At 48.9% G+C, this 21863-nt stretch carries 17 protein-coding genes; 12 read left to right on the top strand and 5 right to left on the bottom strand.

The window, feature by feature from the left end:
* Positions 1–25 precede the first annotated feature (25 nt).
* Entirely contained in the window at positions 26–643 is a 618-nt protein-coding gene (locus K7P76_RS09715) for a transglutaminase domain-containing protein (RefSeq protein WP_232185099.1), read from the top strand.
* A 103-nt stretch (positions 644–746) separates the two neighbouring features.
* On the opposite strand, the gene K7P76_RS09720 is transcribed toward K7P76_RS09715, so the two are convergent.
* Both K7P76_RS09720 and K7P76_RS09725 read right to left on the bottom strand, forming a co-directional pair.
* On the bottom strand, positions 747–938 hold the full coding sequence (locus K7P76_RS09720; RefSeq protein ID WP_232185100.1) for a hypothetical protein: 192 nt from the start codon (positions 936–938) through the stop codon (positions 747–749).
* Positions 939–1057: 119 nt separating this feature from the next.
* Positions 1058–3100, bottom strand: coding sequence for a helix-turn-helix domain-containing protein (locus K7P76_RS09725; RefSeq protein WP_232185101.1), 2043 nt, complete (start codon positions 3098–3100; stop codon positions 1058–1060).
* 78 nt (positions 3101–3178) lie between these two features.
* Here K7P76_RS09725 and K7P76_RS09730 point away from each other — a divergent pair, with 78 nt between their 5' ends.
* Entirely contained in the window at positions 3179–3745 is a 567-nt protein-coding gene (locus tag K7P76_RS09730; protein WP_232185102.1) for a class I SAM-dependent methyltransferase, read from the top strand.
* Between the two features lie 47 nt (positions 3746–3792).
* Here K7P76_RS09730 and K7P76_RS09735 read toward each other — a convergent pair whose 3' ends face one another.
* Entirely contained in the window at positions 3793–4683 is an 891-nt protein-coding gene (locus K7P76_RS09735) for a polysaccharide deacetylase family protein (protein WP_232185103.1), read from the bottom strand.
* 174 nt (positions 4684–4857) lie between these two features.
* The gene (locus tag K7P76_RS09740) at positions 4858–5379 is read right to left on the bottom strand and encodes a MerR family transcriptional regulator (protein ID WP_232185104.1); all 522 of its coding nucleotides are present in this window, start codon (positions 5377–5379) and stop codon (positions 4858–4860) included.
* A 182-nt stretch (positions 5380–5561) separates the two neighbouring features.
* On the opposite strand from K7P76_RS09740, the gene K7P76_RS09745 reads away from it, so the two are divergent.
* From K7P76_RS09745 to K7P76_RS09785, 9 genes are all read left to right on the top strand, one after another.
* Positions 5562–7373: a sensor histidine kinase gene (locus K7P76_RS09745; RefSeq protein WP_232185105.1), complete on the top strand. Its 1812-nt coding sequence runs from the start codon at positions 5562–5564 to the stop codon at positions 7371–7373.
* The gene (locus K7P76_RS09750) at positions 7373–8974 is read left to right on the top strand and encodes a response regulator (RefSeq protein WP_232185106.1); all 1602 of its coding nucleotides are present in this window, start codon (positions 7373–7375) and stop codon (positions 8972–8974) included. The genes K7P76_RS09745 and K7P76_RS09750 overlap by 1 nt, the downstream gene beginning before the upstream one ends.
* A 138-nt stretch (positions 8975–9112) precedes the next feature.
* Positions 9113–10459, top strand: a complete 1347-nt coding sequence (locus K7P76_RS09755; RefSeq protein ID WP_232185107.1) for an ABC transporter substrate-binding protein — start codon at positions 9113–9115, stop codon at positions 10457–10459.
* An 89-nt stretch (positions 10460–10548) separates the two neighbouring features.
* Positions 10549–11430 carry a carbohydrate ABC transporter permease gene (locus tag K7P76_RS09760; protein ID WP_232185108.1) on the top strand — a complete coding sequence of 294 codons (882 nt, stop codon included), beginning with the start codon at positions 10549–10551 and terminating at the stop codon, positions 11428–11430.
* Between the two features lie 25 nt (positions 11431–11455).
* Positions 11456–12283, top strand: a complete 828-nt coding sequence (locus tag K7P76_RS09765) for a carbohydrate ABC transporter permease (RefSeq protein ID WP_232185109.1) — start codon at positions 11456–11458, stop codon at positions 12281–12283.
* A gap of 38 nt (positions 12284–12321) precedes the next feature.
* Complete coding sequence (locus K7P76_RS09770; RefSeq protein ID WP_232185110.1) at positions 12322–14307, top strand: alpha-amylase family protein; 1986 nt, start codon at positions 12322–12324, stop codon at positions 14305–14307.
* A gap of 171 nt (positions 14308–14478) precedes the next feature.
* Positions 14479–16017, top strand: coding sequence for a bifunctional GNAT family N-acetyltransferase/carbon-nitrogen hydrolase family protein (locus K7P76_RS09775; RefSeq protein WP_232185111.1), 1539 nt, complete (start codon positions 14479–14481; stop codon positions 16015–16017).
* 28 nt (positions 16018–16045) lie between these two features.
* Positions 16046–16930, top strand: a complete 885-nt coding sequence (locus K7P76_RS09780; protein ID WP_232185373.1) for a carbon-nitrogen hydrolase family protein — start codon at positions 16046–16048, stop codon at positions 16928–16930.
* A gap of 344 nt (positions 16931–17274) precedes the next feature.
* A complete protein-coding gene (locus K7P76_RS09785; RefSeq protein ID WP_232185112.1) occupies positions 17275–18198 on the top strand; it encodes a transposase in 924 nt (307 codons plus the stop codon).
* Positions 18199–18503: 305 nt separating this feature from the next.
* Here K7P76_RS09785 and K7P76_RS09790 read toward each other — a convergent pair whose 3' ends face one another.
* Complete coding sequence (locus K7P76_RS09790) at positions 18504–20204, bottom strand: ABC transporter substrate-binding protein (protein WP_232185113.1); 1701 nt, start codon at positions 20202–20204, stop codon at positions 18504–18506.
* Between the two features lie 121 nt (positions 20205–20325).
* Here K7P76_RS09790 and K7P76_RS09795 point away from each other — a divergent pair, with 121 nt between their 5' ends.
* The gene (locus tag K7P76_RS09795) at positions 20326–21828 is read left to right on the top strand and encodes a DUF4153 domain-containing protein (RefSeq protein WP_232185114.1); all 1503 of its coding nucleotides are present in this window, start codon (positions 20326–20328) and stop codon (positions 21826–21828) included.
* The last annotated feature ends 35 nt before the right edge of the window (positions 21829–21863 follow it).

A 21863-nucleotide genomic window follows, 5' to 3' on the forward strand; every position in this document is an offset into this window, starting at 1 on the left:
TGTAGTGATAAGACAGGGGGATCTTATGAATTATTTAACAAGCTCAAACGTTATTGATTACGATCACGCAGTTATTGATGATTTGTTTGATGAACTCAACACGGACAATTCCGACGCTACTTTTGTCAAAAACGCGTTTCATTTCGTTAGAGACTCTATTCAATTCGAATTTAGTCCTTTTGAAGATAAAATCAGTGATACGGCAATCAAAAAGAAGGGGCAATGTTACCATAAAACAAACCTTCTAGTTGGCCTATGCAGAAAGAAAGGCATAAAAGCCGGCATAAAATATAGCATTATTGATATTCAAGTGATGGAACCCGTTTTCTCCGAGGAAATACTGGAATTGTTTAAAAGCGAACCTATAGGTCATTTTTTTCCTGCCATTATGATTGAGGGCGAGTGGGTTTCCGTAGATCCCATGTTTGATACGGAGCTATTGGAATATTCGAATAGGCTGAATTGGGATAATGCCAAAGATTGGGATGGGAATCAATTTGCCAAGCTTCCCGAAAGCCTTATCCTATCGGAGCAAAGTGAAGTACTAGAAAGTGCGTTTAAGGAGAATGAAATACCGCATAATCCTATTGTGGATAAAATGAATGAAAGATTGAAAAGTATCAGGAACGGTATTGCGAAATAGAGTCATTAAGGGGTCGCACCATTACTCTTCGTAGGAAAAGAAGCCGTCAGCATTCTCCATATGGAGAATGCTGACGGCTTCTTCTTATGATCTTCTGGAGCTTCTATCTATCGCCCGCCGACGAACGGATATTGATCAGCACATTGATCGCGAACAGGAGGACGCTAAGAACAACCAGAATCGCGCCGATCGGAATGAGGAACTCGAATGACTCCGCTCCGCTGATCAACAGGAACAATCCTAGCATCATCGGGGGCAGACCGATATTGTGCAGCAAGAAGTGAATGACGGACAACCGACTGCGCCCCGCCCTTGAAACAAGTGATAGACGATGCCCGCCACCGCAAACCCGAAGGTATTATACCTTAGTATAATATTGATCCTCCGATGGGGCAGATGCTTATGCACGCTGGCTCAAGACTTGCCGACGAGAAGCTTGATCAAATGATTGCGATTCTTTACAGCCAGCTTGCCGAATATGGAACCCATATGCTTCTTCACCGTAACCACGCTAATATAGAGCGCATTGGCGATTTCTCCGTTGGTCAAGCCTTCAAGCGCGAGCAGGGCGACCTCGCGTTCCCGCTCCGTCAGTCGCTCAAGCATGCCATCCGGCAGGCGTGGCCTAGGATCGGAATATCCACCCTGCTTAAGCAGAAATCGAAGAAACTGCTCAAGCTTCTCTCCGCGGGTGTCGAGCACGAATGTAGGTGTCGGCGTCCTGCCGTCATAATGAAGATGGAAGATGCCGGGCGCAATTTTGAAGCCCATATTCAGATGAGCGGATTTAAAAAACTCCATAGGCGGCGGTGAAGCGATGAACAGGCCGCCCGAACACAAGTAGGAGAAAATCAAATACATCGATTCGATGATCAGATCGACATTTTGCCAGTCCACGTAGTCAATCGTGCGAATAAACCATCCCGATTGCCCCGAAGGTTCAACCGCCAGAAGTTTCAGGTCCTCCGGTGGCAGGGAAGACAGATATGGAGAGGAGAAAGGGTCGGTCATCAAATAAGGCAGGGTAGCTGAATGGATCGGGATAATCGAGGCAAGTCCGACAGCTTCACCGCTTCCCGAGCGAAGCAGCATGACCGACTGCCGATCGAGTTCGACCAGTGAATGCAGATCGAAATCCTTGATCGTCAGTTTCATATCCTCCATGGCTACGAACTCATGATAGCGCTGATCCGTCTCGGAGTTCGATCCGGAGAGCAACAGAGCTGTCGCTGCTTCCCCTCTTCTTCGCAGGTAAGCTTCGCCTTCCCTGATATTGGTCATCGTCAGCGCCTCCCAGGCGTACTGGCCTCTGGAGGAGGATTGAATTAAAGCCCGCACCATGCTGTTCCCCGTCGTATAGTAGAACAGCTCGCCTACTTCCCATTCCGTGCTGCGGGAGCCTGAGATCCGTCGGAGCAGATCGGCATAATAATACGCCGATCTGCCCATCAATCGGTGCAAATATTCCGGTGTCCGCTCCTCCAACTGCTTGCGTGCGGCCAATCGCATCAGATCGTGCAGCATCCAGCCGCGTCTTGTTTTGCGTACAAAGGACAGGGAGATCAGCGCGTCGAACGATTCATCATTGACGTCTGCCTCCATTACGAAGGCCAGCACTTCTCGGTTGACATGCAGCAAAACGGCTGCCGCCTCGACCATACGGCGGAGCCGATCATCCGGTACCTCGCGCAGCCAGGCTTTTACCAGAAGGTCGAACCAGCTGGTATCTTCCGTCGGCTGATCTGTCCATTCGACTCGCAGAGGCATTGAAGCCGCAAGCGATAGCGCGAGCGGATGTCCGCCGGTTTTCAGTTGAATTTGCGCGATCTGCCTGTCATCTATGATGCCGGAACGGCGAAGGTAAGCTTCGCACTCGCCGTCGGTCAGATTCCCAAGCGGAATATAGAGAATTCGCTCTCTCAGAGCCGGGGACAGAATCCACTGGTCACTCAGCATATAGCGGCCGGCAAGAATAAGCAGCACGTTGTCCGGGAGCCGCTTGAACAGCCTCTCCCGCAGCCAACCGTCTAGCTCCCCCATTTCCTCATACGTATCGAAAGCCAGCACGACCCGAGTCGTCTGAGCCAGCCGTTTCAGCTGAGCCAAGCAAGCCTCCAGCGGCAGCAGCTGCTCGTCGCTGTTGCCTTCCTCCTGCTGCGGAAGCAGCTGACGGAGCAGTTGACGGCACAACAGCTCGCCCTTATGATTGAAGTCGCGGCTGTCCAGATGGAGCATGGGGACACCCGCCAGCCGCGCTTTCCGGCGAAACGAATCGAGGAGGAAGCTCTTGCCTACGCCCGCCGTTCCGTAGATGTTCCAGATTGAATGTTCTGAGTCGCTTTCCCCGGTCAGATAGCGGTTAAACCGCTCCAGTTGCCCCTTCCGACCGACCAGAAACTGTTCCTCCCGTATGTCGAATCCGCTCATCATCCCGTCGGTTTCTATTTCATGCACCATGATCACCCTTCTTCTAGCTCGGGATTTTAACTGTTGTGCAATATTTTACCATAGGCAGAGTGGGGAGCTAAATGGACGATGTTAGATAATCTATATCAAATTTTGTCCATCTTGCTGTTAGCGGCGGTGTTATGGGCTTCGCTGTCTATCGTATACGTAAGCTGGAAGAACGGAATTTCCCCGATGCCTTCATCGGCTCCTGTGCGTCAAGCCGTGGCGGAAGAGATTAGTCGGTTATCGAAAAAAGGTGTAATCGTAGAGGCGGGCTCGGGCTGGGGGACGCTTGCGCTTCATGTCGCGAAGCGCTGTAGAGGTTGGCGGATTGTCGGCATTGAGAATTCAGCGGTCCCTTTGTGGGTTTCTCGGCTTATAGCGCGGCTCTCCCGTGCGTCGGTTACTTTTGTCCGGGGCGATCTCTACGCTTACTCGTATGAGGAAGTTGAACTTGTCCTCTGTTACCTATACCCAGGCGCGATGAAGCGGTTAAGCCCTATTTTTCAAGAACAACTGAAACCGGGAGCACGAATAATAAGCGTCTGCTTCTCGTTGCCCGGTTGGCAGCCGGACAAAATCATTACATGCAGGGACCTCTATCGCACGAAAATTTATGTATATGACGTAAAGAATAGCGTTATCGAAAAATAGCCAGTCACCGCCCATGCAATCAAGGGAAGTGACTAGCTATTTTTCTTTTATTTGACCACGGAAGAATGGGCCTGGCCCGATTCGATTAACTGTTCGACGGTTGCGAATTCATAACCCCTCTCTCTCAGGTCCTTAATGATGATAGGAAGAAGCTTCACGGTATGATCGATCGCATGCTTGCGGCCGCCGAATGAATGCATGAGGATGATTCCGCCTTTATGGGTGTGGGCGAGCACGTTTTTATGCATTTCCGCGACAGAACTGCCAGCCCAATCTCTAGTGTCGACGGTCCAGAAAACATGCTTCATGTTTTCTTGGTGAACGGAATTCAATAAAGCGTTGGATATCGCCCCGTAGGGTGCCCGCATCAATAGCGAAGTAACTCCCGTAGCATTTAGAATGACTTGTTGGGTTTTGTTGAGCTCGTTATCGAGCGCTTTGCTTGAGAGCTTCGACAAATCCCTGTGCGACCAGGAATGATTGCCGATGGAATGTCCTTCTTCCACGATTTTCTTCGCGATTTCCGGATACTTCTCAACCTGTAAGCCGACCACGAAGAACGTAGCTTTAACGTTGTACTCCTCTAAGATTTCTAGAATCTGCTGCGTATATTTGCCGTCGGGACCGTCGTCGAACGTTAAGGCGACGAGTTTTTTATTTTTGTACTTTTCCGGGTTCGGTACGATTGGAAAAGGCGCCGGTATTTCCTTATCGGGCGGTTTTACTGCCGGTTGCTCCGGCTTGACAACATCCGGCGTCGCTGTTTCATTCGGTACGGATGTTTCCGTCGCGGGAGCGGCATCCGCAATGCCGGGCCCCGACAATCCGTTGCCATCCCATTGCTGCGCGATTGAGCATCCGCCCAACCATACGGCAAGCGCCATAAAGACGAGCGTACGCGATAATGCGTACGTTCTGTTTGTTCGTTTTCCCCGCATAACCTGTTCCTCCACAATTCCACTTTCCAGTCAGAAACGAGAGGCGTTTGGGGATGATCTGCGCAGGAGGGATCCCCATCCCCGCCCGAGAAGACCGATTTCGCTTTCTGTTCTTATTGGTTATCTATTAGACGGAGGAAGACAGGGAAAAGTTAGAGGGAATTCGTCGATTTATTAGAAAAAAGAACGAAAAAAGCCGCGTTTTTTTGCGGGAGTCGAAGTTTTATCTACGATGGGAAAACGAAAGTCACTTTCCGGTGCCGAAGGCTTCGTTCCCGTTCGTTGCATATTTTCCACGGAGGCTGCCAACTGCGCGATCGCTAGCCGCAACTCATCAAGCTCGGCACGGTGCTGCAGAACTTGGGCGGATACGACTTCATCGGCTTTCTGTTGCAACGAGCGTTCGACTTCGCGAATGCGGGATATTACGTCATCATCTTCGCGAGAAGCAGGGACTAACCCAATCTTCCGTTCGGACGGGGAAACGAGGTTTACCGGAAGCGTAATGCGGCCCAAAGTGTTTCCTTGCTCGATTTGGTCCTTAATAAATCGGAGCAGACTGATTTCATGGTCGGAGAATAGATAATGGCCAAAGCTGTCCTTCTGGAAATAAGGGGAATAATAAGAAACCCATCTTTTGACGGTCGTCTGGCTGACACCTAGCAACTCGGATGCATCCTTCGTTTTTACGGTCATCATAACCACTCCATTCGAAAAGGTTGCTTACTAATTCGAGGCTGGCGGTCTGCAACCTTCAAGGGTGACAAAGGAAGTGTCGATTCGATAAATAAAGTGATATTTCGTGTGATAAATTGGAGGGCTAGGTATTAGGCAGCGGGTTGTGGTTTAATAAATTAGCAATGGGAAGGTGGAGAACAATGCCCGCAAAGCTCAGGAAGAAACTGCTGGATTATTATTACTCGCTGTCGATCAAGAAAAAAATGACTCTCGCATTTATGTTTACATTGTCGCTGCTGATCATTTTGCTGGCGATTTTTACTTTTCGCATTTCATCGGGCATCCTTATCGATAAAGCCATTGAAAACACGGCGCAAAATCTGAAATTGGTATCCGAGAAATTGGAAATCATATTCGAGAATGCAGAAAATTACTCCAATATCGCGATTACGAACAACACGATTCAGCAAATCGTAAGCGAGCCTCCGACGGATATTCCGTTGGAAAATTACAATAAATATTTCGCCATGCAGGAATCGTTGAGAAATATCGTGGATTCCAAGACGTTCGTCGATGCCTTGATCGTTTACGATCTTAACCGCAAAATATACGACTCGGGAAATCTCGGCAACATATCCAATATAAGCGTTACGTACTTCAGCAAATTCGCCGGTTCCTTCTACGGGCTCACTTGGGAGGATACCCATGCAAGCAACTATTTGAAAGGCAATGACAGCCGCAACGTCATTTCATTGTTCCAGAAATTCAATTCGGCGAGAACGGGAAGCCCCTTGGGGTTGCTCCAACTGTCCATCGATGAAAGATATGTCGCCAATCAATATGCGAATATCGACATCGGTGAAAGCGGAAATATTTTTATCGTCAATAAAGAAGGAATGGTCGCTTCCGATACCCGCAAAGACAGGCTGTATTCTTCCATAAGCAAAGATGTTTATTTTCCGTGGGCGCTCAGCCATGAAGGCGGGAAAATATTTCATATGGACGGACAAGATGTGCTGGTCGTATCGCGAGGGTATGCGCGGTTGAATTGGGTCATCATCGGGATCGTTCCGATCTATGAGATTACGAAGGACAATCAAATTCTGACCGAGAAGTTTTTCGGAATCGGCGCTCTTTTTGTCATTGCGGCTGTCATCCTTACGTTGTTAATCGCCAAGTCGATCACGCAGCCTTTGAATAAAATTAAAAAAACTGTTCAGTCCGTTCAGGATGGCAACCTCGACGTTCGGCTTGATATCAAATCGAGGGATGAGATCGGCGCCTTGGCGAAAGAGTTCAACAAGATGGTCGGCAATACCAAAGTATTAATGGAGAACATCATCGACGAGCAGAAGAAGAAGAAGGAATATGAGCTCGCCGTCATGCAGTCGCAAATCAATCCGCACTTCTTATATAACACGCTCGAAAGCATTTGCGGCCTTGCCGATCTGAAAAGAAATGCGGACATCGTGAAAATCGTGAACCAGCTCGCTCTTTTTTACCGCGGAGTGCTGAGTAAAGGAAGCCCTATTATTTCGGTGGAGGACGAGATCGTCATTACGCAAACGTATTTGGAAATCTTGAAGATCCGTTACGGCGACCAAATTGACTACACTTTGGATTTCGATCCGCAGGTATATAAATATAAGACCATCAAGCTGCTGCTTCAGCCGATCGTGGAAAATTCGATCTACCATGGTTTAAAGAACAAACGGGGGAAAGGCCATATTCATATTCAAGGCAGCGTCAAAGGCGAGCAGTTGGTCATTAGCGTTGAAGATGATGGGATCGGCATCAAGAAGGAGCAGTTGGACAAAATCTTCAGCATTGGGGATACGGATTCGGATACGGATTCGGATTATAAGAACAGAGGCTTCGGTCTGAAAAGCACGGACGAGCGGATCAAACTTTATTTCGGGCCGGAGTACGGCTTGGTCATTCATAGCGAATACGGCAAAGGCACAAGGGTTACGCTGACATTGCCGACTTTAGAGACGCGGGGTGAAGCGTAATGATCAAAGTGTTAATCGTCGACGACGAATATTTGGTCCGGGAAAGATTAAAGCAGGTCGTGGACTGGAACGAGCTCGGCTATGAAATCGCTGGGGAAGCCGCCAACGGCGAAGATGCGCTGATGATGCTCGAGCATATTCCGGTGCAGCTGGCGATCGTAGATATCAACATGCCGATCATCGACGGTTTGGAGTTTGCCCAAGCGGTGCAGGATCGCTATCCGGACGTGAAGATCATCATTCTGACAGGTTATAGCAGCTTTGATTATGCGAAATCCGCCTTGAAAGCAGGCGTTTCCGATTATTTGCTGAAGCCGATTAATATGGACGAACTGTTGCAAGTATTAAAGAGGCTGCATGAACGTATCGAGGCGGATAGGCAGCAGAAGCATTTGAACGTACATTTGCAGCAAAGCTTAGTGGAAAGCGACAGCATCCTGAAGAGGAAATTTATTCAGTCGTACTTGGAAGGGACCGCCGCCGGAACGGCAAAAGATAAATTCCTAATCTATTGCCCGCAGATGCGGGACGGACCTTTGTTCGTTATCGCCATCAGTATCGACAGGACCATAGGTGCGGGGTCTGAGAGCAAGCCGTTATGGAAAAGGTTTGCCGTATCGAATATTTTTAACGAGATATTCGTAGAGGGTGGAGTCAAACCTTTCGAAATGACTTATGACGAAGAAAATAGGATCGTTATGATAATCAACGTACATGCGAACGACGGCGTAAATGCGGAGCTTGGATTTATGCTGAAGACGTGTCAGAATGCAATCCGCGCGGTAAACGGGTTTTTGAAGTTTACGGTGACGGCGGGGGTTGGATCCGTCGTGGAGAGCATCGCGGACGCAGCGGCTTCTTACAGAGAAGCGGTTGCGGCATGCAAGCATAAAACGATTTACGGAGGAGACAGGATCATCCGCTACGATACCCTTCCGGATATGAAGGTATCCGATGATCTTTCGTACATCCGTGAAGATATGATCATTAAATTAAGATTAGGCAATGCTACAGCGTTAGAGGCGGAATTGCACAAGCGGCTTCATACGATAGTGGAGCACAAGCAATCTATCGACAAACTTTATTTGACTCTCTATGAGCTCATCGTCACCTTGAACATATTCGCCGCGGAAAATAAGGTCGATTTGAGCCCGTCAATCAGCCAAATCAACCCGGCCCGGCTCGTCGACGAACTGGAAACGATAGAGGAGATCGAGCGCTGGATTCAGGACACCTATCGCAACGTGCTCCTTCAGGCGAGCAATCTTAAGCAATCGACCCCTGCTAAGCTGGTGGAGAAAGCCAAGCAGTATATTGACCTTAATTATGCCAATGCGGAGCTGGATTTAACTGAAATCGCCGGAAGCATCTTCGTGAATCCCAGCTATCTCAGCCGTATTTTCAAGCACGAATCGGGTTACTCCGTTGTCGAATATTTAACGAAATGCAGAATGGAAAAAGCCAAAACTTTAATGGAGCAAGGCTGCAAAAACTTGTATTTTATCGCGGAAACGGTTGGTTATAAAGACACTCATTATTTCAGCAAACGATTTAAGAAACATTACAGCATTTCCCCGTCACAATTCATCGCTGCCGATTAACGAATGTTAAAAATATTCCCCCTGCGGTAAAGATATTGCATTTAACGAAGGAAGCGCCGTCCTTATAATAACGTTATGTCGGGCCGACAAAGAGTTTCATATTTGTATCCGCATTCAGAAAAGGGGAGGCAACCTATCGTGACCAAAAAGACACTTTCATTGATTCTTATTTCCATCGTTGTCATGGCCACCGTTTTGGCCGCCTGTGGGAATTCCAAAGACAACTCCACAACACCTGCACCGTCGCAAAGCGAAGGAAATCAAAGCACGGGCAGTACAGACGAGAAAGTTACGTTAAGGATTATGACGAGGACTGCCGGTACAAGTCCGACCGTAACCGCCTATCAAGGTTTGCTGAAAAAGTTCATGGAAGAAAATCCGAACATTACGGTAGTGGACGAATCCTTGAACGATGAAGCCGCTTTTAACAATAAATTCAAAACAGGCCTGGCAACAGGAAACCTGCCGGAAATTTGGATGAACTACGGCGGGGAATCGTTTAAGGAATATGCGAAGAACGTCGCTTTGGATTTACAGCCGTTCTTGGACGCGGATAAGAAATGGTCGGGAGACTTCTTGCCGCTGCTAGGCACATGGCAATATAAAGATGTACCGGGTACATTCGGTGTCCCAACAGAATTTTACAGTGTAGCTGTTTATTATAACAAAGAACTATTCGAGAAAGCCGGTGCGGAAGTGCCGAAAACAGTAGAGGAAATTCCTGCGTTGGTAGAAAAGTTCAAGGCAGTCGGTGCAGTACCGATGGCAATGGGAGAGAAAGAAAACTTCCGCGGAGGACACTTGATCTCCAATCTGGCGCTTAAGAAATACGGCTTCCAGAAAACGCAGGATCTGATTAGCGGAACTGCGAAGTGGAACGATGCAGATATGGTTTCCTTGCTGACGACGATGAAGGAATGGCAGGATGCCGGCGTTTTCGGTAAAAATATCGTGACGATGGATGGCAATTCGGCATCTACAATGTTCTTTGAAGGAAAAAGCGCGATGTACTTCGAGGGAGTATGGGCATTGTCGCAAATGGCGGCTTCCCCGATTGCAGATAAAATCGGCGTCATTACGTTCCCGGGTTATAAAGACAAGCCCGATTTGAAAGACAACTGGTTCGGCGGCGCAGGCGGATATTCCGTATCCAAAGCGGCTACCGGTGCCAAGCAAGACGCGGCGATCAAATTGCTTAAATATATGACATCGGCTGAAGCGTTCCAGTATTACTTGAAGGAAACCAAAGGCGGAGTTTATCCGGTTAAGATGGAAGTGGATCCGGCTACGGTAGATCCGATTACGGCTCAATATATGGCGGCGCTCAAAACCGCATCAGATTTCAAAGGCGAGATCACGGAGTACAGCCCGATCACGCAGTTGCTGGATAAAACCCGCAATGAAATCCAAGGCATGTTTGCCGGCAACAGCCCGCAAACAACAGGCGATGCGATCCAGAAGTTCGTTGATTCCAACACCAAGTAAATTGAACGCAACTACACATCATACCGCCTGTCTTCGGGCGGTATGATCCATCTTAAGGGGTGGATTCGGGTTCTAATGGAGGGATTCATGTGGCGAAGAGAAGACCTTATTTGATTGCGGCTGCCTTCTTGCTGCCTGCATTTTTTTTGTACACGCTCGTATACGTCGTTCCTATGTTTCAGACCGCGTACATGTCTTTTTTTACTTGGAATGGCATAAAGAGCGTACCTTTGGAGTTCGTCGGCTGGCAAAACTACAACGAGATGTTTCATAAGCCGGAGTTTTATCGCTCCTTGAAAAACATCGGCGTATTTATCCTTGCTTCGTTTGTCTTGATTTTGCCCATTGCGTTCACCTTTGCTCTCATTATTACGAGCAAGTTGAAAGGCAAACGGTTTTTCAAAGTGGCTTTTTTCATGCCGTCCATTCTTCCGCTCACCGCTGTCGGCTTAATGTGGCAGTTTCTGTTGAAGGGAGACGGAGGACTTGTTAACGCCGTGATCTCCGCGCTGGGCATGAGCTCGTTAACGAGGGATTGGCTCGGGGAACCGGCCATAGCCATCTACGTGGTCGTCATCGTAAACGCGTGGATTTATTGCGGATTGAACATGATTATTTTCGCCAGCGGACTTGTCGCCATTCCGGAAGATCTTTACGAGGCGGCGTCATTGGACGGAGCGACCGGCTTTAAGAAACTTAAATACATTACGATACCCTTGATGCAGGAAACGATCAAAATTTTCTCGATCTTGGCTGTGACGCAGTCACTGAGGGTATTCGGGCAAATTTTCGTTATGACGAACGGCGGTCCGAACGGGGCGACGGATGTACCTACGACATTGCTGTATTACGAGTCATTTAAATACAACAATTTCGGAGTAGGGAACAGTATAGGAACATTTATTATCGTTGCGGCTTTGCTATCGACCGTCCTCTTAAATCAGTTGATGAACACCCGTGACGCAAGATAATCGAGATCGGCAGGTGATACAGCAAATGACAAGCATTAGAAGGTTGGGCGTCTACAGTTTCTCGGCGATATGTTCCTTGGTATTAATATATCCGCTCGTTTTTTCCTTGTTATCCTCCTTTAAGGACAACACGGGTATCTACAGCAGTAAAATATTCGCTTTGCCCGACGTATGGCTTTGGAGCAACTTCAAAATGGCGTTTACCGATGCGCATATCCATTACGCCGTTCTAAACTCGTTTTTATATGCGATTGCCGGTACGGTAGTGACGCTTTTTTTAGGTACTATGGCATCGTATGTGCTCTCGAGATTTAATTTGAAAATAAACGGATTCGTATATATTTATTTTATTCTTGGTTTGATGATCCCGGTGTTCTCCTTGGTCATTCCGATTTCGCGAATGATCGGCAGCATTAGCGGCTTTAATAACTACTTCGTGATGATGGTTCTTTACGGCGTATTCGAATTGCCTCTGGCGATTTTCTTGATTACCGGATTTATGAAAGGCATTCACAAGGAAATCGACGAATCCGCATTAATGGATGGTTGCGGTCCATTCCGGTTTCTGTTTCAAATATTGGCTCCATTGGCGATGCCCGCGATTTCGACTGCCGGAATTCTGGCGTTTTTCAGCATCTACAATGACCTCCTATGGAACGTCATTCTGATCACGGACAGGGATATGTACAACATCTCGATGGCCTTGATGTCGTTCGTCGGAGAACGGGGATCGGCCCAGATGGGACCTACTTTCGCGAGTATTATGCTAACGATCATTCCAACGGTTGTCGTATATTTGCTGTTCCAAGAAAAAGTCGAAGGCGGTCTGAGCTCGGGCGCCGTGAAAGCATAGTAAAGTGTTAGGGAACGTTGAAGGGAGAGAGATTGAGGATGCGGTTTAGACAAATACACTTGGACTTCCATACGTCCGAAATGATCAAGGATATCGGCAAGCGGTTTTCCAAGTCGCAGTTTCAAGAAATGCTGAAGGCAGGGCACGTCGATTCGATTACGATATTCGCCAAATGCCATCATGGTTGGGCTTATTTTCCTTCGGAAACGAACGAGATGCATCCCCACCTCGATTTCGATTTGCTCGGGGCACAGATTGAAGCCGCTCATGAGATTGGCGTAAAAACTCCGGTGTATCTATCGGTAGGGTTTGACGAGAAGTTGGCGCGGCACCACCCGGAGTGGTTGATGCGGGACGAGAACGACCAGACGAACTGGGTTAAAGGGTTTATGACGGCGGGCTGGCATCAATTTTGCCTGAATTCGCCTTATCTTGATCTGATGGTTAGCCAAGTAGAGGAAGCCGTGCGGAAATATGACGGCGACGGCATTTTCCTGGATATCGTAGGGGTACGTACTTGTTATTGTCATACTTGCGTGGCTGATCTGAGAGCAGAAGGGAAAGATCCTCGCAACAAGAGCGACGTGGTCGCTCAAGGTGAACGAATTTATGCCAACTATACGCGCCGGATTAAAGAAGCGGTTCATGCCATCAAACCGGATATGCCGATCTTCCATAATGCGGGACACATTTCCCAAGGGCGCAGGGATTTGGCGGCAATGAACTCTCACCTGGAGTTGGAGTCGTTGCCGACCGGCGGTTGGGGTTACGACCATTTTCCGCTGTCGGCCCGTTATGCTCAATTGCTCGGCATGGATTTTCTGGGGATGACCGGCAAATTCCATACGTTCTGGGGAGAGTTCGGCGGATACAAACATCCGAACGCTTTGCGTTATGAAACGGCATTAAGCCTGGCGAACGGGGCGCGTTGTTCGATCGGAGATCAGTTGCACCCCGAAGGCTTGATGGATCGAGGCACTTATGAGCTGATCGGTGCGGCTTACTCGGAAGTGGAGCAGAAAGAGGCTTGGATTACGGATACGGTTAACATCGCGGATGTTGCTTTATTGACGGCTGAGGCAGCCGGAGTAGGCAGCGCGGATAGCTCTATGTTTACCGGCAGAGCCGATGCGGGAGCGGTGCGGATGCTGCTGGAAGGCAAATTCTTATTTGATGTCGTCGATCTGGATGTCGATTTCAAAGCGTACAAAGTATTGGTTTTGCCGGACCAGATCGTTATCTCCGATCAATTGAAAGCTAAGCTGGACGATTTCTTCAATCAAGGCGGGAAAGTGCTGGCGACGGGCAAATCCGGATTGGATCCGACGGGGAATGAATTTGTCATCAATCTAGGCGTTAAGCGCATCATGGAAAATCCTTATCAGCCGGATTATTTCCGCCCAGCGTTTTCGTTGGCCAACTTAGGCGACTCCTCTTTCATCATGTACGCGAAAGGCCAGAAGGTTGCTTTGAATGGGGGAACGGAGATCGGACGGCGCGAGGATCCGTATTTTAACCGCGACGTATTCACGTTCTGCTCGCACCAACATACGCCAAGCAGCATGAATGACGGCGGCCCTGGTATGGTCGAGAGCGACAAGGGCATTTATATCGCGTGGAACCTTTTTGAGGATTACGCCGTTAAAGGAAGTTTGTCGCTTAAGGAAACGGCGGTGTATGCTCTAAATCGGCTGCTGCCGGACAAGACGCTAACGACCAACCTTCCTGCGCAGGGTATTGTTACCCTTCAGGAGCAGCAAGCGCAAGGAAGAATCGTTAACCATTTGCTCTACGCTTCTCCGGTTAAACGGGGAGAGAATGTTGAGATTATTGAGGATATATTACCGGTGTATGATATCTCGGTGAGTATAATCGTTCAGGATATGGCGAAACAGGTGTATTTGGCTCCGCAGATGACTCCGATTCCTTATCAACAAAATGGCCAGAAAATCGATTATGTCGTTCCGAAGCTGGAATGCCATCAGATGGTCGTTATTGATTTCGAAAGCCGGAGTAGTAACTGAATAGTTAGCGAATCAGCACTGCCACTAGGTAGTGCTGATTTTTTGGCCAGAGCTGCTTGAATCGGCTCCTGAGATGGTCAACTTTCTTTTACATAGCGTCAACAGTCCAATAATATGGTTAATATTCTTATTGGGTACAATATAGATAAACGTCCACAAAAAGGAGTCTTTATGACAACTGACCAAATCTCCCAATTCGAGAAGAAAATCATCATCCGTAATATTGAACGAGAAGACTTCGATAAAATCATCGAGCTGCAAAACATTTGCTTCCCCAATATGCACCCTTGGACAAAGGATCAACTAGAGAGCCACATTCGAATATTTCCCGAGGGACAAATCTGCGTCGAGCTGGATGGCGAGATTATTGGCTCTTGTTCGAGCCTGATCGTTAACTTCGACGATTACCTGGAGCAGCATACGTATTCGGAAATTACGGACAAGGGTTACATCCGGAATCATAACCGACGCGGAGAGAGCCTTTACGGGATGGAGGTCATGGTCCACCCAGACTTCCGTCGCATGAAGATCGGTAGACGATTGTATGAGGCGCGCAAGCGCTTGGCGGAGAAACTCAACCTGAAGAGTATTATCGTAGGGGGACGCATTCCGGGTTATCACCATTATAGCGACAAAATGTCACCCAGAGACTATGCCGAGGAAGTGCTGCAGCAGAACATTTACGACCCCGTCCTTACTTTCCAGATGATGAACGGGTTCACCCTGAAGCGGATTATAACCAATTATTTGTCCGACGATGCGGATTCCAAGAACTATGCGGCTCTGCTAGAATGGAATAATATCGAATACAAACCGAACATCAATAAAACTCATTATAAAATGTCTTTTCCCGTCCGCATCTGCGTCATTCAGTATATGATGAAGAAGATCGACTCCTTCGAGGAATTCGCCACGCAATGCGAGCATTACGTTGACGTCGCGTCGGACTACAAATCGGATTTCGCCGTATTTCCGGAAAATTTCAGGATGCAGCTGCTTTCTTTTCTGGATGAACGCTCTCCGAGCTTGGCGATTCGGAAATTAAGCACGTTCACGACGAATTACGTGGAACTTTTCTCGGAATTAGCGGTCAAATATAACGTGAATATCGTAGGCGGATCTCACTTCGTGGAAAATAATAACCGCATCTACAATGTGGCGCATTTGTTCCGTCGGGACGGCTCGATCGAGCAGCAGTACAAGCTCCATATTTCCCCGAACGAGCGCAAGTGGTGGGGCATCAATGGCGGCTCCAAGCTGCAAGTGTTCGATACGGACTGCGGCAAAATTTCAATCCAGCTCAGCAGCGATATCGAGTATCCGGAAATTTCCCGTATCGTCGCGGAAGAAGGAGCGCAGATCATCTTCGTGCCCTTCTGCGCGGAGGATAGGCAAACATTCCTTCGGGTCAAGTATTGCGCGCAAGCAAGGGCCATCGAGAATCAAGTGTTTACGGTCACAGCCGGCACCGTAGGGAATCTGACCCACGTAGACAACGTAGATATTCAGTACGCCCAATCGGGCATCTATACGCCGGCGGACTTCTCGTTCTCGCGAGATGGAATTGCGGGCGAATGCAGCGAGAACACGGAAACGGTTATCATGGTGGAAGTGGATATGGAAACGTTGCAGCGGTATCGTAAGTCCACGGACGCATTGACGTTCAGAGATCGCCGCACCGATATTTATTCGCTACAAATACGTTCATAACTAGACAGAGGTGCAGACATTGGTTCATATGAAAAATCTTACGATCGCAACGACACAATACGGACTTACCGATATTCAATCGGAAGAGCAATTTTGGACGGGAATCACGGCGAAGATTCGCGATGCATCCGAGAAGGGGGCGGCGATTATCGTTTTTCCCGAATATGTGACCGCGCATCTGCTTAGCCTTGAACATACGATGCTCCATGATGAAGCGTGCCATTTTCTCGATCATCGTACAGAGCAATACGTGCAGTTTTTCCAACGGCAGAGCAGGGAATGGAATATTGCCATCCTTGCTGGAACGCATATTTGCAAGGCTGAGAAAGACCACGAGTACGTAAACAAGGCGTTCCTCTTCTTCCCCGATGGCCGGATCGAGACGCAAAGCAAGCTGCATCTGACGCCGGAGGAGCAGATCCGCTGGCCTTTAGCGGCAGGGGATGAGCTGAATGTTTTCGAGACCGAGTGGGGCAACATGGCTATACTGACCTGTTACGATATCGAATTTCCTGAGCTAGCCAGGGTTGCGGCCCTTAGGGGGGCGGAATTGATACTTTGTCCGTCCTACACCGATAGCACTCATGGTTATTATCGCGTGCGGCATTGCTGTCAGGCTAGAGCGATCGAGAATCAGCTCTTCGTCGTGTTGAGCGGATTGGTCGGCTCTCTATCGGAGGATCGTCCTCAGGTTGACCAAGGGTACAGCCAAGCAGGTGTGTTCACGCCATGCGATACTCCTTTTGCCGCGGACGGTATACTGATAGTCGGGGAACTGGGCGATGATATGACGGTGATCGCGGAAGTCGATTTCCACAAGCTTCGCGAGAACCGCGAACGCGGCACGGTAGCTCCTTTCTACGACCGCCGGCCGGAGCTGTATGAGCAGGAGCATCGCAAAACATTTAGTTAGGGTTGCTGAACCAAAGAACGCTGACCGCATTCGGTCAGTGTTTTTTTGGGACGATCATAAAGTATAAAATTGAATGTCTCTATACTCATCTGATCGCTCGATACAAACGTTTACCGCCGTTTATTTGACAGTTAAGAAAGTTTAAGTGATTCATCACGCTCCTAGTGCCCCCAACCAACCTTTTGCCCGAAATCCCGCTCGCTCAGGACTGATTATTTTACCCGAAATCCCGCTCGCTCAGGACTGATTAATTTATGGATAAAACTTGAAATATCGCTTGCAGTACGAACGTATGTTTGGTAAAATTTAGATAGGAACAAACGTTCGTGATAGGGGTGTGCGTGATGGAAAATGTTTCTTTCGAAGCTTTCTGCGACCTGTATGCCACAGAGGCCGACTGCATTTCCGCTTTGTTCGCGGCGAAATGGCCGGACGGTTTCCGCTGCCCACGCTGCGGGCACTCGCAAGCTTATCTCATCCATACGCGTCGTCTCCCCCTCTATGAATGCCGCGCTTGTAAAGCCCAGCCTTCCTTGACCTCCGGTACCGTTATGGAGCGCACCCGCACGCCTCTTCGTTTGTGGTTTCAGGCTATCTATCTTCATGCGCGCCCGGATGGCATTAACGCTTTGCGACTTTCTCAGATCATTAGCGTTACCTATAAAACAGCCTGGCTCATCTGCCACAAGCTACGCTATGCCATGTCTCAGGCGGAGGCAGAGGTATTGCTGAGCGGGCTTGTCAAAGTGACCGATGCGGTACTTTATCCTCGAATTCCGCTAGCAAGCGGGGAGTGGCAGAAGAAGGAGCAAGCGCTGCTGGCCGGCGTTTCGGAAGCCGAAGATGGAGAGAAGACCCACATTAAAATCAAATGGTTCGACAAGAAGACGCTTCCGGACAGGCGGACCTCGCCAGATGTAGCGCCTTTTATCGCGCAATTCGTGGTCCCTGCGGCAAAGACGATCATTGCTCGTCGCTATGACAAAAAAGAGAACCGAATCCTCGGACATCCACTGCGCGGCGTATGCGGAGCGGCAGGATGGTGGCTTGGTTGGAAATTCGGGGGCATAGGTCCTAAGCATTTGCAGGTGTATTTGGATCATTACTGCTATATGTATAACCGTAAAGGGGAGGCCATCTGTCAAATCTTGTTACAGGATTGTGCGACCCGATCGACGATAACATACCCGGAGTTGATTGCAACGACGAACCGTCGATCCTATCGCCTTCCTCGAACAGCCGTTCAAAACCATGTCATCGCCAGCTAGTTCATGATTACGGAGGATAATCGTTTGTTGAGCAACAATTCCTATGGAGGGAATCTGGTTCGTATAGCAATAAACGTTGCTTCAAATATTTCCCTGAGCGACGGGGATTTCGGGCAAAAGGGGTTTGAAGGCATACTTCGCCTAACGGTGCTTGATCGACGATTCGCCTGAGTGACGGGGATTTCGGGTAAAAGGGAAGTTGAGGATATAAACGAGGTAGGATTCACTGAGCCGATTGGGTTACCGAACAGCGATAACAGCTGAGAAGTCAGACTAACAGATGTTAAGTTACACCTATGAGAGTCCTAAATAAGGTGCTCTTTCGGAGGAAACCAAATCGTGCGAAGATTCACCCAGCCTTGTGAGTTAAAGGTGACTCCCCGAACGGATGGAAGAAAAGCGGTGGGCAGAGGTTTTTCAGATAGAATGTACAATTGGTGCTCTTTGATAAGAACCTGCTCGATTTTGTCGAGATAGATCGCCCGGGTTCTGGGATCTGGCTCCTTCTTGGCAGCGGCGAGGGCTAGCTCGATATCGGTTCGGGTATGGGGCTCGACGTGCTCGGCTATCGTCAAATAGAGGTCGAACAGGCGAAGTTGCTCGTCCTGATCGCGCAGCAAGGAGAACAAGATCAAGTCCGACTCTAACCGAACGGCTCCTTTGAATTCCTCGGGGGAAACGGATACGACTTTGCACGCATAACCGGATTTCCCCAGCTTGTCGGCCAAGGCATCTGCGTCTTGTTGGTATTGAGGAATCGTAGCGATTTGAATGAGAGTGAGCTGAGTAGGCTGATCGCATGGGCGGTCGCCGTCCTCTACTGCAGACACAGGCACCTCCGTACGAAGGCAAGCAAATAAACGCGCGCGAACGGTCGGATCGTTTAACGGTCCGGCCTTTTTGGTATTGCACGTAATGAACTTTCGGACGGTCGTCTCCGAGTGGATGTAGCTTAAGGTATTGGCCGCGGTGGAAGGGTTAGGTATGACATGAAAGGGAGAAAGGTTATCGTTGTATCCGGTCTCGTTATCCAACGGAACGTGCACGATTTCCACCCGATCGAGATGAGCTCGTCCCTGGAAATAAGGACTGAACACCTCCAATACGCAAATCCCCTCATTCATCTCCGTAATCTTGAACGGTCCCGTCCCTACAGGTGATTTGCCGAAACGCTGACTGCCCAAATGATTCAAATTTTTCGGAACGATGGCAGCCCGGCTCGTGCATAAGAATGGAAGGAACAACTCGTTAGGCTCTTCCAGCTCAAAGCTCACGGTCAGAGGGCTAAGGGCACTGACAAGCTTGATTTGCTTGAAAATAAAGCTGTACAACGTTCTGCGCGACGACCGGATCAATCGCTCGAACGTATAGACGACATCATCGGCGGTCATTACTTTGCCATGATGGAATAAAACCTCTTTCCGCAGGTGGAAAGTCCACTTCGTACGAGCGGCATCCACCTCCCAAGCATGGGCGATACCCGGAACAATCCCATCGCGCTGATCGGTTCTTCGTGCAAGTCCGTCGAACACGTGGCTGGACACAAAGGATTCGGCTAGGAGATTCATATAGAGAGGATCGACGGTGTGAAGCTGTTGACGAATCGGAATGCGAAGGGTGTCGATCTGACGGTCGCTCCTGATCTCGGAGTGGTGGCCGAAATACGTGAGCAGCCAGTCTTGCAGATGCCCTTGCAGGGCAGAGGATTGCCGATGGATTCTAATCTGATCAATTGCGCGCGTGATGTCCTTCCGGTTGATGGCTTGCATCATGGATTGTACCGCGATTTCTTCGGGCTGAACAAGGAACCGCAGGTGGGAGCGGCGTCCTCGCCCACGGTAGGCGTCCCAGGATATCCAACCCCAATCGCTCATCTTACGGACAATATTCGTCGCATTGCGATGGGTACATTCCAGCACTTGGGCGAGCTCATCCAAAGTCATGTCGACGGACGGCATACTTCCATAATGGGAATGGAGCCGAAGGAATTGCTGATGCAGCTTCATACCGAAACGAACCTCCCGCCATCAAAGCGTAAAATAGGAAAAATATCCTCGAGTTATTTCTCTTTATTTTCCTATTTTAGCATCTACAATAGGCATTAGAAAGTCAGGAAGCGGAGGTATTATGTTGAACTTAAGAAGAAAACCAGCCATAGAGCGCTCCTTTATGGCTCTGATCGGTGCGTTCGTGCTGGCCTTTGTCCATCAGTATTTGTTTTACGGCAACGATCTCGGAGTGTCTTTCCCTATTTTCGTGCTGCTGTTTTACTTGTACATGGTTCACGACATCAAGGACCGGCTGCGTCTCATTCCGTGGTTTGGGTGGTTCTTGTTCGTGATCATTCTGATGCTCACTATGACTTACGCGATGTTTAACAACCCCATCTTCTACGCCTTGAATTTCGTCGTGGTCCTGTCGCTCATCTTCGCGCATCTCGCCTATATCCGCAGTGAGAAGAAATTAGAGTGGTGGGATATCCGGTTAGTCGGCAGCGCGCTCGATCATCTTATCCCGCAGAGCCTGCGGCATATTCCCACGGTTCTGCGCATCCTGAAGATCTCGACCGTCAGGAAGATGGGAAACCGGCAGAAGAGCGCAGTTGGCAAAGTACTCATCGGGCTCGTCATTGCGGTACCGCTGCTCGCTATCGTAATTAACTTGCTGGCCTCGGCTGACGGTGTCTTTAATCGTTTGCTGATGGGGTTTCCGGAGTGGTTAAGCCATCTCTCCATAGGCGAAAGTATCGCTCGTGGTATCTGGATAGTGATTTTCGGCGTCGTATTCTTCGGTTATCTGTGGGGGTTCGTTAAGCCCAAATACAGTCGAAGGGTAGTCGAAGCTGAGGACGGGGAAACGGGCAGCGAACGCCTCAAGGTCGATCCGATTATTCTAGCCACCGTGTTAATATCGGTTAACGTTGTATATGTCCTATTCGTGTGCGTGCAGTTTGCTTATTTATTCGGCGCGGGGAACGGGGTGTTGCCGGATGGAAAAACCTATGCGGAGTATGCGAGAAGCGGGTTCGTCGAACTCGTAGTCGTAACGGTTATTAATTTTGCCATCCTCATGGTGACTCTCGTTTATAGCGGCATGAAAGAATCCGGTATATTGGGGAAAATAAATGCGATTCTGCTTTACATATTGGTCGGATGCTCAGGCGTTATGCTGTACTCGGCCTATATGCGGCTCATTCTGTATGAAGAGGTTTACGGCTACACGTATATCCGTTTTCTCGTGCATGCTTTTATGATCTATCTCGGAATTTTACTGGTTATCGCGGCGCTGCGGATATGGAGCGAGGCGATTCCTCTTGCGAAGTGTTTCATCGTCATCAGCTTGTTCGCATATGTGCTAATCAATTACGTGGGAGTAGATCGGATTATAGCGGAGAACAATATCGAGCGTTTCAGGGAAACCGGGAAAATAGACGCAAGGTACTTAAGTGAACTCTCTACCGACTCGATTCCCTTGCTTATTCGGTTCAGCAAGGAGGAATACCCCGAAATGAAGCCCTATTTGAAAAAAAGGTTTGCGGAGCTAGTGGAAGTGGATTACGATTGGCAGTCTTTTAACGTTTCGCGTCACCGAGCGGTCAAGGAGTTATATTCTTTCATTGAGGTACCTTAATAAGTGTATAATGGTTATGAGGTATAGGAAGGATG

The sequence above is a fragment of the Cohnella silvisoli genome (assembly GCF_021190915.1).
Lineage (GTDB): Bacteria > Bacillota > Bacilli > Paenibacillales > Paenibacillaceae > Cohnella > Cohnella silvisoli.

Bases quoted from the DNA above. Each gene is read 5' to 3' on its own strand.
- K7P76_RS09715 (WP_232185099.1), top strand. From the start codon at position 26: ATGAATTATTTAACAAGCTCAAACGTTATTGATTACGATCACGCAGTT.
- K7P76_RS09725 (WP_232185101.1), bottom strand. From the start codon at position 3,100: ATGGTGCATGAAATAGAAACCGACGGGATGATGAGCGGATTCGACATA.
- K7P76_RS09730 (WP_232185102.1), top strand. From the start codon at position 3,179: ATGTTAGATAATCTATATCAAATTTTGTCCATCTTGCTGTTAGCGGCG.
- K7P76_RS09735 (WP_232185103.1), bottom strand. From the start codon at position 4,683: ATGCGGGGAAAACGAACAAACAGAACGTACGCATTATCGCGTACGCTC.
- K7P76_RS09740 (WP_232185104.1), bottom strand. From the start codon at position 5,379: ATGACCGTAAAAACGAAGGATGCATCCGAGTTGCTAGGTGTCAGCCAG.
- K7P76_RS09745 (WP_232185105.1), top strand. From the start codon at position 5,562: ATGCCCGCAAAGCTCAGGAAGAAACTGCTGGATTATTATTACTCGCTG.
- K7P76_RS09750 (WP_232185106.1), top strand. From the start codon at position 7,373: ATGATCAAAGTGTTAATCGTCGACGACGAATATTTGGTCCGGGAAAGA.
- K7P76_RS09765 (WP_232185109.1), top strand. From the start codon at position 11,456: ATGACAAGCATTAGAAGGTTGGGCGTCTACAGTTTCTCGGCGATATGT.
- K7P76_RS09770 (WP_232185110.1), top strand. From the start codon at position 12,322: ATGCGGTTTAGACAAATACACTTGGACTTCCATACGTCCGAAATGATC.
- K7P76_RS09775 (WP_232185111.1), top strand. From the start codon at position 14,479: ATGACAACTGACCAAATCTCCCAATTCGAGAAGAAAATCATCATCCGT.
- K7P76_RS09780 (WP_232185373.1), top strand. From the start codon at position 16,046: ATGAAAAATCTTACGATCGCAACGACACAATACGGACTTACCGATATT.
- K7P76_RS09785 (WP_232185112.1), top strand. From the start codon at position 17,275: ATGGAAAATGTTTCTTTCGAAGCTTTCTGCGACCTGTATGCCACAGAG.
- K7P76_RS09790 (WP_232185113.1), bottom strand. From the start codon at position 20,204: ATGAAGCTGCATCAGCAATTCCTTCGGCTCCATTCCCATTATGGAAGT.
- K7P76_RS09795 (WP_232185114.1), top strand. From the start codon at position 20,326: ATGTTGAACTTAAGAAGAAAACCAGCCATAGAGCGCTCCTTTATGGCT.